The sequence below is a fragment of the Methanolapillus africanus genome, from assembly GCF_032714475.1.
GTDB classification, from domain to species: Archaea; Halobacteriota; Methanosarcinia; order Methanosarcinales; family Methanosarcinaceae; genus Methanolapillus; species Methanolapillus africanus.
The window spans coordinates 1-15,381 of sequence record NZ_JAWDKD010000008.1 but is presented as its reverse complement, the minus strand read 5'-3'; the positions used below and the strand labels follow the sequence as shown (position 1 = coordinate 15,381).

The 15,381-nt window shown below is 43.9% G+C and carries 8 protein-coding genes; 2 read left to right on the top strand and 6 right to left on the bottom strand.

Features of this window, described 5'->3' with window-relative positions:
* Positions 1–175: 175 nt before the first annotated feature.
* Positions 176–724: a hypothetical protein gene (locus MsAg5_RS01875; protein WP_338098923.1), complete on the top strand. Its 549-nt coding sequence runs from the start codon at positions 176–178 to the stop codon at positions 722–724.
* Between the two features lie 663 nt (positions 725–1,387).
* On the opposite strand, the gene MsAg5_RS01870 is transcribed toward MsAg5_RS01875, so the two are convergent.
* Positions 1,388–4,618, bottom strand: a complete 3,231-nt coding sequence (locus MsAg5_RS01870) for a DNA-directed DNA polymerase (RefSeq protein WP_338098922.1) — start codon at positions 4,616–4,618, stop codon at positions 1,388–1,390.
* A 147-nt stretch (positions 4,619–4,765) separates the two neighbouring features.
* Between MsAg5_RS01870 and MsAg5_RS01865 the strand changes: the two genes are divergently transcribed.
* Entirely contained in the window at positions 4,766–5,176 is a 411-nt protein-coding gene (locus MsAg5_RS01865) for a hypothetical protein (RefSeq protein ID WP_338098921.1), read from the top strand.
* Between the two features lie 52 nt (positions 5,177–5,228).
* On the opposite strand, the gene MsAg5_RS01860 is transcribed toward MsAg5_RS01865, so the two are convergent.
* From MsAg5_RS01860 to MsAg5_RS01840, 5 genes are all read right to left on the bottom strand, one after another.
* Positions 5,229–6,353 carry a DUF362 domain-containing protein gene (locus MsAg5_RS01860; RefSeq protein WP_338098920.1) on the bottom strand — a complete coding sequence of 375 codons (1,125 nt, stop codon included), beginning with the start codon at positions 6,351–6,353 and terminating at the stop codon, positions 5,229–5,231.
* 86 nt (positions 6,354–6,439) lie between these two features.
* Positions 6,440–8,008: a 16S rRNA (adenine(1518)-N(6)/adenine(1519)-N(6))-dimethyltransferase RsmA gene (rsmA, locus tag MsAg5_RS01855; RefSeq protein WP_338098919.1), complete on the bottom strand. Its 1,569-nt coding sequence runs from the start codon at positions 8,006–8,008 to the stop codon at positions 6,440–6,442.
* Between the two features lie 478 nt (positions 8,009–8,486).
* Positions 8,487–11,387, bottom strand: a complete 2,901-nt coding sequence (leuS, locus tag MsAg5_RS01850; RefSeq protein ID WP_338098918.1) for a leucine--tRNA ligase — start codon at positions 11,385–11,387, stop codon at positions 8,487–8,489.
* A gap of 103 nt (positions 11,388–11,490) precedes the next feature.
* On the bottom strand, positions 11,491–12,708 hold the full coding sequence (thrC, locus tag MsAg5_RS01845; RefSeq protein ID WP_338098917.1) for a threonine synthase: 1,218 nt from the start codon (positions 12,706–12,708) through the stop codon (positions 11,491–11,493).
* A 440-nt stretch (positions 12,709–13,148) separates the two neighbouring features.
* Positions 13,149–14,726 carry a hypothetical protein gene (locus tag MsAg5_RS01840; RefSeq protein ID WP_338098916.1) on the bottom strand — a complete coding sequence of 526 codons (1,578 nt, stop codon included), beginning with the start codon at positions 14,724–14,726 and terminating at the stop codon, positions 13,149–13,151.
* Between the last annotated feature and the right edge of the window lie 655 nt (positions 14,727–15,381).

Sequence of the window (15,381 nt, the reverse complement as noted above, 5' to 3'; positions counted from 1 at the left end):
TTACTCTCCGGGTCATTACATTATTTCAATTGTGGGTTTTGGTTCTAGTTAATTTGTATAACTTTTCTCACATGAATTTTGAAGTAATTTCGGGGTATTGAATATGAATTGTAAAATATCGACTTGCTTTTTAATCTTAATACTTATCATTTCATCGTGTGCCTTTTCTGGTTGTTTGGATTCTAGTTCCTCTAATAATTCATCAAATAATACTAATATTTCCAATACATCAGTCACAACTAATAATACATCAGCTACAAACTCATCAGCTAATAATACAATTGCAAATTCTTCGAGTGTACCTAAAAAATCAGGCCCGGTCGGGCTTACGGATGCTGAGTTTCAGGCTGCGGTTGCCGTAACTAAATATTCCTTAATATTTGCAATGGACAATATGAGCGCAGAATATAATCAATCAAGCAATACAATAATAATCGCAATCATTGTTCCAGATTCAACTGATGGAGTTGTCGCAAAAGCTCTTGCAGATGCCACTCTTAAAATATTAAATGCCGAAGTTAACTATTATAATAATTCTGTCAAGTTATCGGATACCAGTAATTATACCACCAATTATTATGGCCGATATCATGGCGGCTTGTATGACGAATGTAATGTAGCAATTGGAGTTGCTCCTATATCTCATGCAAATGATCCTGATTATTATTACGTTTTTCAGTACATTCCTGCGGGTGGACATACCCCCATATCTCGTCTAAGATAATGTCATGGAAAATGTGATGTGGGTCTATACATTTTGAAGGTAATGAATAGACCCCTTTTGAAAATGTCTTTATTTTTTGTTTTTTATTTTGTGGCGGGCGGCAGACGCGCGCGTTATAGCGCCACTTTTTCTTTTTGCATTTTTAAAATTCATGGGTCGGGTTTTAAAAATATCAAGCAAAAGTCCCGAAAATCAGGCGTGTTTCGCGTCTGTATTTTGTGGATTCCTATCAGTAAGATGCATTCCAATTTACAGTGCTGATTGCACCTACGGGTGACTTTTTTTAGATTTCTGATTGCACCTACGGGTGACTTTTTTTAGATTTCTGATTGCATCTACGGGTGACTGTTTTCAGATTTCAGTTTGTACCTGCGGGTGACCGTTTTTAGATTTCAGATTGCATCTGCAGGTTCCAACAATACAGCTGTTTCTTGTTTCGGTTTGCATCTGCTGTATCAATCCCATTTCATCGGATTCCGAGAAAATCAAACGCAAAGCGTTTGATTTTTCGGGGTGGTTTGTTCGGCATCTGCAAAAAACGACCCCAATTTTTTAAAAATCACAAAAAAGTGTCGCTGTAACGCGCGCGCCGGCGCCGCAAGAAAAAAAGAAAATGAAAAGAAAAATGAGAAAAAAAGAAAATCAATGTTTGAAGAATCAAATTTAAAAATCAAACAATGATTTTTGCGGCTTTTTCTTTGAAGTTGTCGCCGGTTCTTTCTCTTTTTCCGGTTGCGGTGTTTCTTCAGACTGAATCGGCTCCGCGAAAACTTCGTCGACGACCGGCTGTTTTTCTGTCTCGTTCGGTTTTGTTTCAAACTTGTCAAACGCCGTTTCAGATTCCGGTTGTGTCGAATCGGCTGTCGCCGTTTCGTCATCGAACTCGCTGCTGTCAATCGGAACAAATTCCTCCGCAGCTTCTTCTTTGACCATCGGCGATTTTCCGGGTCCGGTGTCCTCGTTCATGTACAAGCCGGATTTCGGTTCGGGCGGCTGTGATTTGGATTGGGCTTGTGATTCGGATTTAAATCCTTCAATCGTGAATTCCGAAGCGCTGGGTTTTGGCGGCGCCATCGGATCTTTCTTGGCTTTGACTTCCGGCTCGTCCGGCGCGCCAAAGTCAAACAAACCTTTCTGCTGGTACTTGTCCAAAGATCCCGCGTCCACGCCGAACACTTCTAAAATGCGTTCGACAGGCGGCAAAATCTGCTTTTTGATGTAATAATCGACGTCTAACGGGACGTTATTCTGAAGGACATAGTCCGGGTCTTCGGCGCGTTCGACGAAAAGACCTTTTCCGGACGTGATCACGAACGGAACGCGCGTTCCGATCGGCGTGGAAATGCCGGTGCGCTTTTTGATTTTCTCAACGACTGTCAAGTGCGGCTGCTTGTTTTTGTAGTTGTCCGTTTTCTTGGAATAATTCTTGGTCAAAATCAATTTGTTGATGAAATCCGGATTTTCTTTCAAATTAATGGAGCGCAGACTGCTCGTGACCGTTCTTACGTATTTGGCGGCCTCGTCCACGTTACCTTCCATCAAAACCAATTCAAGCACCCGGTTCATGGTGTCGGACGTCAGTTCGCACCAGTCGCGGCGAACGGTTTCCATGCCTTTCACTTTAATTTTGTTCGACCAGCCGTTTCCGCTTCTTTCAAACAGCCATTGAGCGTACCGTTTCTTGGCAATCAAAACGGCGCGGCGGGCGACGGCCTCAAATTCGAGTTCCATCGGTGCCGGCAATGACGCCGTCACAATGGACGCCGCTTTGGAACCGACCAAGGCCGCGTCGTCAAGGGAAAAGATTTCTTCCGAAAACTCGCCGCCCGATTCGGGGGCGCAATGCATGAAAACGCTGTCCGTGTCGCCGTAAACGACCGACAAAATTACAATCAAAACGCTGCCGGAAATCACGGATTTGTCGAGATCGGAGAGCGTTCCGGTTTCAAAATCCGATTCGATGGTAAGTCCCCTGGATTTGAATTCATCCTGGATCTCATTCAACAGGAAAGCTTTGTTTTCAAAAAGATAGACCTTTCCGATGTCTTCCGTAATGATTTTCTCCGTGTTGAGAATATTTTCCCGACCGATGCTGGTCACGGAATTGGCGAGCGGCATGCTGTAAAGGCGCGCCCGGGAGTAGCCGGAATAACCGTAATAACTGTTGAGCAAAATCTTAAGCGCCATCTGCGTGGCGTCGAGCGCCAAAATCTCGTGTTCGTCGTCGGTTTGCTTCATTTTCCGCTTCGTTTCCACACGGCGGTTAAGCAAATCTTCCAAAATCGACGGAACAACGCCTTTGAGGATGCGTGTTTTGACGAAAATGCCGCCCGTCGGCGTCCGCTCGACGTCGTCTTCTGTCAGGCCGAGCGATTTCAAATCGGTGCCCTCGTCGACGACGGTCGTATAACAAAGATTGTGCGCCATCATAATGGTCGGGTACAGCGATTTGTAGTCCAAAATGATGACGTTTTCATGAAGGCCGCGCACAGGATCAAGGACAGCGCCGCCTTTGAGCCCTTCGTCTTCGGAATCGCGCTCTTCGTAAATCTCGTCGTCCGGTTTAATCGGCATGACGCGGTCGCGTTTTCCGTATTCCTTGAGCATCACTTGCTCGACCATGGACGTTTGCCCGCCGTCTAAAATTTCCTGAATGACGGAATTGGTAATCCGGGCGAGCGCAACGTATTTGTCTAAAATTTTCAAATCAAGAAGCAATTCCAACGCCAGTTCCGAGTCGCGGCGGGAGTAATCGATAAATTTGTGCAGCTTTTCTCCGTTGTCGTACCAGTGCGCTTCCATTTCGGCCGGTGCGACATCTAATTTTTCCCGTCCCAGCAGTTCTTTGGAGGCGTTTCGGAGCGTGTACTGTTTCAAACTGAAATTCCGGCGGACGAGCGGCAACGCGTCGGCCACAATGCGTCCGGTGATTTCCGTTTTCACGGTCAAACCAAACTTTCGGGAATAGATGGAACTGCCGTCTCGGGAAATGCTTGTTCTGATACGGGCGCCTTTCTTTTTCAGAACGTCGGCGCGCTGGAGCAGATACGGAATATCGAAATCGGAAATGTTGTATCCGGTGATGAAATCCGGGTCGTAATCGTTAATGGTTGAAAATATTTTCTCGAAAAGCTCGTTTTCATCTTTGAGCCAAACAATTTCATTTTCGGAGTCCGGCGCTTCGTCCCATTCGGGCATCCAAGTCGCTGAGGACGGTTTAGGCTTTCCGGCAAGCACCAATGTTTTTTTGCCGTTCCAAGCCGGTTCAAAAGCAAAACTGGCCAAAATGACCGGCGATTTGTCGGGCGTCGGCATGGAACCGTGGTCCGGCAAACATTCAATGTCAAAAGAAAGATAGCGTAAGGCCGCATTTGAAATGCGTTCGAGCGGCGTCACCTTTTTGGTGCAGATCATCACATCTGATTTGATCGGAATTTCAGATGTCAAGTGATCACGGTCGAGCGTCGGATCTTCTTCGGCTGAAACCCACAAAAAACCGCCGAGGTCCAAATCGACCAAAAAGCGGTTGCGGAAAAGAATGTCGCTTTCATAAAGCGAAACCACATTCGGGAGCTTTAAAACGTCTTCACGGATTTCCGGAACGTTTTTCGGCGCTTTCACGAAAATTTTCAGATAAGTGGATTTTTTTGTTTGGTAACCGACCGGTGCATATTTTTCGACCGGCTCCACCTTGACGATTTGAGAAAACGTGTCCGTCAGAAGCTTGATCGTTTCATTTTGATCGGCAGCGCCGCTCTTGATGTAGAAAAACGGCTCAAATCCCGGAATCAAACAGCAAACGCTTTGTCCGTCTTCGCTCCGGCCGAACAGGCGAATCACCGGTTCGTCTTCGCCGATCAATTTGTAGTCCGCGTCAAGTATCTGAAAATTCATAGCCATCATAAACTCAATTGATTTCATATATCCTTTTTGATTTGAACAAAATCGAAAAATCTTTAAATGAAGATTAGATTTGTGAAAATATCCATTTATTACTGTATTTTTAAACGATATTACTGTATTTTTAGACGAGTGATTTATATGAAGAGCATTGAATTAGCACCGGATTCAATAAACTACGACCTTGAATGTGATTGCTTATCTGTTCAGTTTATAGATGGAAAATATGAATTTTCAAAGGAAATTGGCAGCGTCATTCTGGATTTTGGGACAGAATTAGATGGTGATACACTCGTTCCACTCGGTTTTGAAATAATTGACGCATCGACGGTTTTTGGATGTAAAAAATCGAGTTTGACAAAAAATTTCTTGAGAGAAATGTCAATTCGATTAAAAATATCTGATAAAATCGTCCTATCTATTCAGTTAATGACTTTGGTTCGGAATCAAAAGTTAGAGAAATCTGTAAACGCCATAGGTGTAAACAGTTCTAACATACCCGGCATTGATTTAGGATTTAATGCATCCGGTATTGGTTCGGTAACGGCATAAACAGATAAAACAATAAAAAGAACGATGAATTAAAAATTCAATCGTTCTTCGTTTATTCTTCAATCAGCACATATTTTCGAGTTCCCATACCGAGTTCTTCGCCGTATTCCAATTGGCGGGTTCCGTCCGTATTTTCCCAAACGCCTTTGAATTTGTCGCCGCCTTTTTGGTGGTTGCATTTCAGGTCGCTTTCTTCAAGCCCGACGCTTGCGTTGACCAAATCCAAACAGGCCTGATCCAAAGCAATCGGGTCGGTCGACGCCAAAATGCCGATGTCCGGCACGATTGGTGTGTCGTTCCAGGGATTGCAGTCGCATTCCGGGGTGATGTTCATCAAAAACGTGATGTAACAGATTTTTCCTTTTTTGCTTTGGACGGCGCCGTAAGCGTATTCCACCATCCGGTCCACAAATCCGGGCATTTCCGCCCAGTCAAAGTAAACGGCGTCGCGCGGGCAAATCATACAGTGGCCGCAGCTGAGGCAAGTGGATTGGACGATTTTTGCGCCATCTTTTTCCATGACAATGGATTCTGCCGGACACAATTTGATGCAGGCGCCGCATTTGGTGCAGCGGTCTTTGTCAATGGCCGGCTGGGACGACGAGTGCTGCGCCCATTTCCCGGAGACGGACGCGCAGCCCATTGATAAATTTTTAATCGCGCCGCCGAATCCCGACATAATGTGGCCTTTAAAGTGCGTCAAAACAACCATGGCGTCGGCGTCTTCAATGCCTTTGGCGATCTTGACGGATTTGAAGTTTTTCAAATTCACTTCCACATCTACTTCGTCGTCTCCTTTGAGCCCGTCGGCGATAATCACCGGTGTTCCGATCACCGAATAGTTAAATCCATGCAGAATGGCCGTTTCGACGTGTTCGACCGCATTTTTCCGGTAACCTTCATAAAGCGTGTTCGTATCGGTGGCAAACGGTAATGCGCCCGTTTCTTTGATGCAGTCCATCACCGCGCGGACAAAAACCGGATTGATGGTCGCGTCGTTGCCGCGCTCGCCAACGTGCAGTTTGACGGCGACGAGGTCCCGGTTTTCAAAAATGGATGCAAAGCCGGCTTTTTTGAAAATTTGTTCGACCTTTCTGACTTTGCTTTGCGATTTCTTATGCGCCCGGAAATTCATAAAATAAACTTTTGCGGGTTCCGTTTCTTTTTGAACGCTCATATTTTCCACCTATCGTAAATGATAAAATAATTTGATAAAATAATTTGATAAAATAATTTTTAATATACGTATTCCGTTTTGATTTTTCAGAGTTGTGTTCCTAAAATCACCATCAGCTCTTCAAAGGAACATTTTTCGGCCGCAATGACTTCCGCTGAAAATCCGTATTTTTCCATTTCTGCCGATACTTCTTCAAGTCCGGTAATGGATGAAATCAGCAGCGCAAACGAGCCGCTTGGCGTCAAATATTTTCGGACGTCTTTCAAAAACCGGTCAATGGTTTCCCGTCCGGAAACGCCGCCGTCAAAGGCATAATTCAGCCAGCCGGGAACTTTCTCATCCTGCGACGTCGGCAAGTAAGGCGGGTTGAAAACAATAATATCAAATCGTTCGCCCGATTCAAATATTTCAAATAAGTCGGACAAAACCGCCGGCACGCCGTTTTCTTGGGCGCAGGCGACGGCGTTTGGATTGACGTCGACGGCTTGAACTGTGAAATTCAGGTCGGATCCGAATTCCGACAACAAATAGGCGGAGATGAATCCGCTTCCGCAGCCAACTTCTAAAACCTTGAACGGCTTTTCCGCGTCGTCGGTTTGCCGGGTTCCGGCAATTAATCCGGCGGCGGCGCGCGCCGTTAAATATGTGTCTTCGGCGGGTTCGTAAACTTCTCCGAAAACGGTGACAACAAATTTTTCAGGCTCGAAAACAAAATCAGAGTCCGGTTTGAACGTTTCATTTTCATTCATGTTCTTATTTTCATTTTCAGTTTTTTGGGCCGTTCCGTTCATTTTTTTTTGGTACAGCAAATCTGACAGATGCGCGATTTCCGCCGGTGTCAGTTCTTCGGCACGCATGTCCAGTATTTCCGTGACATTTTTTTCGTTCAGTTTCGAGTTCGGTAAATTGAATGATTCGTGTCCCAATTCGTCCAAACCGTCTTTTAAGTTTGGCATGTTGAGTTGCGACGCGCCGGCAAGCAACGTATTTTTGATTTTTTTACGCCGTTGGGCAAACATGACTTTTGTCACGTCAAAGAAAAAGTCTTCGTTTTGAACGGTAAATGCCGTTTCAGCGTTCTCTTTTCTTGATAATTTGATGACGCCGGAATCTACTTTTGGTGCCGGCTCAAAGGCGCCTTTGGGGACTTTCAATAGAAACGCGGCGTCCGTTTTGTATTGCGTGTGAACGGAAAGCCGACCGTACTCTTTGCCGCCGGCCGGCGCTACCAGCCGTTTGGCGAATTCGTATTGGTACATCAGGACGGCCGCATCGAAATCGTGCTGCAGCATTTTGAGTGTGATGTCGGATGAAATCGAATATGGCAGGTTTGCGACGATTTTATTAAACCCGAGCGCGGTAAAATCGACGTCCATGACGTTGGCGTGGATAATCTCGACGTTTGAAAAAACAGCCAGCCGGGATTTGAGGACGGCAACCATTTTCGGATCCAGTTCGACGATGATCAGTTTGGACACTTTCGGAGCGATCCGCTCGCTTAAATTTCCGATGCCGCCTCCGATTTCAAGAACAATGTCGGACGGATAGAGGTCGGCGGCTTCGGCAATAGAATCAAGCGCGTGGATGTCAACCAGGAAATGCTGGTCCATGCGGCCGCCTTTGACGTGATAATCTTTGAGAATTTGTCGAACCATGAAAAGCACCAAGTAATAGGGAATCGAGTCAAAAAGATATAAGGGTATCCAAAATGCGTGGTTTAAAATTCAGGGTTTTTGTTTTTTGGGCGGGCGGCGGTGCGCGCGTTATGACGACAATTTTTCCTTTTAAGTTTTTAAAAAGCAGCGTTCGTTTTTTTTGGATATTTCATGCAAAAGCCCTGCAAAATCAGACGCGTTTCGCGTCTGTATTTTGCAGATAGCGAACTGCAGATGCAAATCGGATTAGGAAATATCTGTATTGTTGGAACCGGTAGGTGCAAACTAAAATCTAAAAACAGTCACCTGTAGGTGCAAATTGGAATTTAAAAATAATAATCTGTACTATAAATTGGAATGTATCTTGCATATGGTATTCCGCAAAATACAGACGCAAAGCGTCTGATTTTGCGGGATGGTTTGCTTGATTTGTTTAAAAAAGCTTTTATTTTTAACTTTTTAGGCTCTCATTTTCATTTTACTCAATGTAAATGGCCGGGCGCATCGGTTCGGCGAATCTGGATTTATTTTCCGGGTCGTAAGCCGTTTTGGCGTCGATTTCTTTGGCGCTGAAAACTTGAACTTCGCATCCGGTTTCCTTTTCGATGAAAGCCTTTGCTTCTTCCAGAATCTGTTTCTCGTCCAGGTTGGCGTTCAAATAGTTGACGGCAACGTCAACGGATGATCCGCGCACTTCGCCGGCGGCTTTTTGAATGTATTTTTGTGCGTCTTTGCCGCGCGTTCGGATGTCTGAATCTTCCATACAGATTTTGATCAATTTTCCGACGTCGATGCCGTCTGTTGTTTCCATGTCGGCGGCTTTTTTCAGGACGTTGACGCGCCATTCCGGCGTTGTGTACAAATAAATCTTCTTGGGCTCGATTTTGGCGACCCGGATGATTTCTTCAATGTCGGACAAGGTCTTAACGACGATGTCTTCGGCGACTTCCGCCGGCTCGTTAATGAAATCTTCATTTTCCACCGGATACGGCGCAAACGCAATCGATTCGGTGTGGCCGAGGCGGCTCCAAATCTCTTCGCAAATGTGCGGCGTAAACGGCGCCATCAATTTGGTCCAGGTTTCGACGACTTCCGTCAAACAGCGTTCGCCGCCGCGCTTGTGGTACCATTTGATGTCGTTGTAAATCAAGAAGAACGCGTTTTGAATCGCGTCTCTCGTGTGGATTTCCGTAAAGGCGTTGTTGACGTCGCGGACGTATTTTTGAATCCGGCTTTCAATCCATTGATCAATGTGGCTCAATTCCTCGTTTTCCGGAATCTTGCATCCGCTTTCGATAATTTGGTTGGAGAAGGTGTAGAACCGTCCGATTTGCGTTTTCGCGGACTCGATGCCTTCGCGTTTCCAGTCGGCGTCCTGCATTTGTTCGGCGGCCGACAAAATATACATGCGGGTGACGTCGGCGCCGTATTCGTCAACGGCTTGTTTGAGCGTCAGAAGCGGTCCTTTGGATTTGCTCATCTTTTGTCCTTCCAAGGACACGAATCCGTTAATGGCAATGGCTCTGGGCCATTTGGATTCATCAAAGAGCGCCACGTGGTGGAACAAAAAGAAAAGCAAATGGTTCGGCACCAAATCTTTTCCGGAGGAACGCAAGTCGACCGGATACCAGTAGTTGAATTCGTCTTTGATTTGCGTGATCAGTTCGGCGGAAAGGCCGGTTTGGGCGACGACGTCGCTTTCTTTTCCGAGATCAAAGAAGATATAATTGAAAAATTCCGGCGTCAGCACCTCAAGGGTGAGCGTTCCGTCGTTGATGTATTTGGAAATCGTGTAGTAGGCCATGTAGATTGTGGAATCGCCGAGCGATTCGATGAGCCATTGCGGGTCGCACGGCAGCTTGGTGCCGAGGCCTTTCGTCCGGGCACAGGCTTTGTCTTTCAGCCAGTCGATTTTGTTTTCAAATTCGGTGCGCAGCTCCGGCGGGATGATGTCCATTTGGGAGAGGCATTTGTAAACTTGGTCTTTCCATTCCGGTTTGGAATAGTTGAGGAACCATTGGCCTTTGACCATGTTGACGACGCACATCGTTCCGCAGCGGCATTGCACCGGTTCGCTGAACTCGTAGAACACGTCGCCGATGCCTTGGGCAATGAAGTCTTGCGTCAAACGGTCTTTAATTTTGGAAACCGGCATACCTTTGTATTTGCCGGTGATGTCTTTGAGCGTTCCGCCGTGGAACTCGCGCCGGTAAATGATTTTGGTGGCTTCTTCGGCTTTCGGGTCTTTTTGATCAACAACCCCGAGTTCGGCAATGGCGTCGGCTGCTGGAAATTCGCCATAATCGGGCACGTCGATGACGGCAATCGGTTGGATGTCGCGGATATTTTTGGTAATTTTGTAAGCGGATAAGTCTTTGTCATAAAGGTCGCGAAGCGCCAGCATGTCGTAAGGGGCGTGCGCCGGAACGCTCATCACAACGCCGCTGCCGTTGTTGCCGCGGACGAAGGACGCCGGCAGAACAACGATTGTGTTGTCGGTCGACGGGTTTTTGAGTTCCAGGCCGATGAGGTCTTTGGCGTTGCAGGTTTCGATGAATTCAACGGTCCAGTCTGTGTATTTGAGTTTGTTGTAGGCTTCTTTGCTGACGATCCAATATTCTTCAAGTTCGTCTTTTTCGACTTTGATTTTGACGTATTCGATGTCGGGATTCAGCCACAGGTTCGTGACACCGTAGACGGTTTCGGGGCGCAGGGTCGCGCACGGGAAAATCAAGTCTTTGTGCCGGAATTTGATGAGCGTGTATTCGACGATGGTGGCTTCTTCGCCGCGCAAAATGTCGTGGTCTTCGACCGGATTGTTGTCATGCGGACACCATTTCACGGGGTGGGAGCCTTTGCTGATGAGTCCTTTGTCATAAAGGGTAACGTATTGCCATTCGATAAACTTTTGAAACGCGGGGTCCATGGTGGTGAATTTACGGCGCCAGTCGATGGAATAGCCGATGATTTTCATGGCGTTTTCAGCTTCGACTTTGAAGTAATCGACGATTTTTTCAGGATCGTCCAGCGTCGGCAAAATTTCCGCCGGAATTTGGTGGTATTTCGTATAAACTTCCATGGTTTGCGGGTCACGTTCGTGAATCAAGTCGGCGAGGCCAACGATCGGCGTTCCGGAAACGTGAAAACCCATCGGGTAGAGGACATGGGCGCCTTGCATACGTTTGTAGCGGGCAACGACGTCGCCGATCGTGAAGGTTCGGGTGTGTCCGGCATGCAGGTTTCCGTTTAAGTAGGGGAACGGGATGGTGATAAAATATTTTTCTTGTCCGGGCGCGGGGTCGGCTTCAAAAATCTTGTTTTTTTGCCACGTCTCCTGCCACTTTTTTTCCGTTTCCAATATATCGTAATCGTCCTGCATGTTTTCCCTTCCCGAATGATGTTATTTTTTGAGATGAGTCAAATAAAATAATAAAAAATAAAAAAGAAATAAAAGGTAAGAATATAAAAAAATTAAATAAAAATTATGAGAAAATGGCTTTTCTCAAAGCTTCGATGGTCGGCTCGACGACGACCGGTTCGATGCAAACGCTGATGACTTCTTCCGGGTCTTTGAGCAGGTGTCCGGTGGTCACACAGACGACGGTTTCGTCTTTTGAAATGATGCCCGCGTCCACGAGTTTTTTGAGTCCGGCCACAGAGGTTGCGCTGGCCGGTTCGACGCCTATGCCTTCGAGCTGCGCCAAATCTTTTTGCGCTTGGACGAGTTCGTCGTCAGTCACGGATTCGGCGGTCCCGCCGGATTCACGAATGGCGGCAAGCGCTTTTCTGGCGTTGACCGGGTCGCCGATGCGGATCGCGGTGGCGATGGTTTCCGGGTTCTTTTCCGGCGTGATGTTGTCGGCGCCGCTTTTGATGGCTTTGACGATCGGGCATGCGCCTTCCGTTTGAATGCCGGTCATTTTCGGGCGGCGGTCGGTGATGCCGAGCGTCACGAATTCTTTGAATCCTTTGTTGATCGCGGTGATGTTTCCGGCGTTTCCGACCGGCAAAACGACGCGGTCCGGCACTTTGAATCCGAGCTGGTCGGCGATTTCAAAGGCGATTGTCTTTTGTCCTTCCAACCGGTACGGGTTGATGGAGTTCAAAAGGTAAATGGGTTCTTGGTTGCACAGTTCACGGACGAGGAGGAGCGCGTCATCGAAGTTTCCTTTGATCATGATGACTTTGGCGCCGTGCATGAGGGCTTGTCCGATTTTGCCGAGCGCGACTTTGCCGGCCGGCAACAAAACGACCGACGGTATTCCGGCTTTGGCGCCGTAAATGGCAAGAGCGGCCGATGTGTTTCCGGTGGAGGCGCAAGCAACCGTTTTCATGCCGAGTTCGATGGCTTTTGAGACGCCGACAGTCATGCCGCGGTCTTTAAAGGATCCGGTCGGGTTCATGCCTTCGTGTTTCACATAAAGTTCTTTGACGCCGATTTTTTTGGCGAGACGGTCGCATTTGTAAAGCGGCGTGCCGCCTTCGCGGATGCTGACGGGCTCGATGCCGACCGGAAGCAAGTCTTTGTATTTCCAAACGGAGGGCGCTTCGGTTTTTAATTTGTTCATGTCCATGTTCTTTTTGATTTCATTGTAATCATAAATGACATCGAGAAGACCGTTGCATTTTGTACAGGTGTAAATGATTTCTTTTTTATCAAATTCGGCACCACATTCGATGCATTTCAGGTAATATTCCATGGTTGTTGACTCCGTTTGGTAATTCTTGGTGAATATTGGATAATAATAAATTTATGATAATGGATGTTGATTTATTATTCTATCTATATGAATAAACGGGGGGTTAAAATTATTTAATGGATTATTAAGGTTGTGTTTTATTTCTCAAAAATAGTTTTCAATTTATCCCCCTTTTTACTCCTTAAATCTGAGTATATAAACTCTGGACGAATTGGAAGTACATCGAATTTCATTTTTAAATCTAAATTCTCAGGTTCTCTATAGCAACAAAAAACAGTTTCTATCTCCTTGTTAATATCTGTTTTTATTATATTTTCTTTTCTTATTGAATTTTTTCTTTCCTCTGCCCAATTTTGATTTAATGAATTTGCTTTACATTCAAATATTTTTATTTTATCTTTTGTTTCGATCCAAATGTCAAACTGCTCTCTCTTACATTTCTAGTCCCATTCAATTTTGATCTCTCTTGGTTCCAGTTTTTGTATGGCTGAAGACTCAATATAATATTTTAATAACTCTACCAGCATTCCTTTTGCTTCATAAAATTTTGTTTCAAGATTTTTATATTTGTTTTTTATATTTTCAAAATCATTGTATTTTACCATCTGGTGTTCTATGTATTCATCTTCTTCATGGTATCGTTTTGTTATCTTTTCTGAAAAAATATCATATAATTCATTCTTGTCAATTGTCAATCTATCTAAATTAATCTCGTTCTCTCGTAATCTAATTATTCCTTCCGCATTTTCATGCTCAGTTCCTCCAAACCCGGAATAATCTGTACAACAATCATAGAATATTACCCACCCCGAGTAGTCAGTCCCAAAGCTGCCAAAAGTGTCTATTAATATTCCATAGCTGTAGTCATTCCCTTGGTCCTGTTTTACAATGCCATTATTTTTTATTATCATATTCGGGTGAACAAATTTTCTAACATACACTTTTTCTTCTACGCCTTGAAGTTTTTTAATTTCAACAGCTCCAAGTAATAATTGAATAAATGTATTCACACCATTGAATGTATCTAACTTTGAAGATGTCAACATTTCTATTTTGTCATACCATAAAGTTAGCTGATCTACCTTTTCCTGAGTTGTTAGCTCAATATCTGGAAGTGAATTACTTATCAAGCGTTTTAGTATTTGTTTATCTGGTCCTTTTTTCTTCAATAAAAATACTGGGTCAAATATATCTTTCATTTTGTTTTCTATATGTTTTTCTACCACCTCTCTTTTGATAATCCCAAAATAGCTATCAAATGAAATCTCTTTTACAAGAGTATCTTTTTGATCTAAATAGCTATCAAAACTTTGTGCCCAAACTTTTGTAAGATGAATCTGATTGATGCTTGTTTCTTTATATATTTCTCCTAATAATTTTGTCCAAAGGTATTGAATGGAATATTTGTATCCTTCTAATAGGGATTTTTGATCTCTTTTGTCATTATTAAGTATAGAAACATAAAATCCTCGTGGTTCCATGTATTGTGTATCATTTAAAAAAATGTATGTCACATACATCGAACTGTATCTCAAAGCCTCTCTTTTTTTCAAATTTAATTTGTTGAATGCCTTCACATCATTTTTAAAAATATGTAAAAATGGGTCTAAAATTGATTTTTGTAGGTTTTTCACTTGTTTTTCAAATTGAAGTGAGTTTGTTGTATTTTCAATTTTTTTAAGTTCAAAATATATCTTTTTCAAAACTTTAGTTTTGTCGCACGTGTTTGGAATTTTCTCTATGTTTATTCCTACATAATGAGCTCTGTAGCAATATTCATCCTCTTCAAACCCAAATGAATTTTCAGATTCCACCCACCACATAAGGGTACGTATTAAAGTTTCAATGGAGTATCGGTATCCTATAAACAGATTGTTTTCAAAATCGGTTGGGCTGATGTGGTGCTCTTCCATTAACCACGATTTAAATTTTTCAATATCTGCCAAAATAACAATACTGTTTATTGCTCCAAAAATCACATTCATGTCATAATTTTTGGTAGTTTTCTTTTCCTTCATTTTCTTGATTCCATTTTCAATTTCAATAAACTTATGAAACAAAAATCAGCTATTTTAATATATTTTTGGTGTGTTTAAGCCTACTTTATTTTTATAAAAATCAATAGCCAAAACCTTTAAATATTAACCCCAACTCTTTGGGATTCCTTCAATTCGTTGGAATTGAAAGGCAAAAAATGAATCAAATTTGTTTGATTCAATGTGTTTCAAAAGCTCAGTGAAAACCTTTAAATATCACAAAGCTCTTTGAAGTAACTCCTGTGTTGCGGTGCAAAATCGCAAGCACGAGATAAATTCAAATCATAAATTATAATGAGGTCGGGAGTTTTTTCCTTGACTGATATGTGACCTGATGTTTCGGTAAACTCTGACGGTGGTTTTTATCATCTTAACCAAAGTTAAGGTAAAAAAATCACTCGTGAACGAGTGAATTGAAACATTAAAACCAAATGTGAATGCAAGCGAAAGCAAACAAAATAGAAATTGGTAGTTTTTCCAAAGGTCATATTTCGATATGATTTTTGAGATGGCGCTCTTTTCGTTTGATTGTAATCCTTGGCCAAAATCAAATTTAGTTTTAAACTTTCCAAACAATATTAAATAAAAGCTGTGCAGGCAAATGAAATATAGTTGCCAGTAATAATTCCGGTTGATT

Bases quoted from the DNA above. Each gene is read 5' to 3' on its own strand.
- thrC (WP_338098917.1), bottom strand. From the start codon at position 12,708: ATGGAATATTACCTGAAATGCATCGAATGTGGTGCCGAATTTGATAAA.
- rsmA (WP_338098919.1), bottom strand. From the start codon at position 8,008: ATGGTTCGACAAATTCTCAAAGATTATCACGTCAAAGGCGGCCGCATG.
- MsAg5_RS01860 (WP_338098920.1), bottom strand. From the start codon at position 6,353: ATGAGCGTTCAAAAAGAAACGGAACCCGCAAAAGTTTATTTTATGAAT.
- leuS (WP_338098918.1), bottom strand. From the start codon at position 11,387: ATGCAGGACGATTACGATATATTGGAAACGGAAAAAAAGTGGCAGGAG.
- MsAg5_RS01870 (WP_338098922.1), bottom strand. From the start codon at position 4,618: ATGAATTTTCAGATACTTGACGCGGACTACAAATTGATCGGCGAAGAC.
- MsAg5_RS01865 (WP_338098921.1), top strand. From the start codon at position 4,766: ATGAAGAGCATTGAATTAGCACCGGATTCAATAAACTACGACCTTGAA.
- MsAg5_RS01840 (WP_338098916.1), bottom strand. From the start codon at position 14,726: ATGAAGGAAAAGAAAACTACCAAAAATTATGACATGAATGTGATTTTT.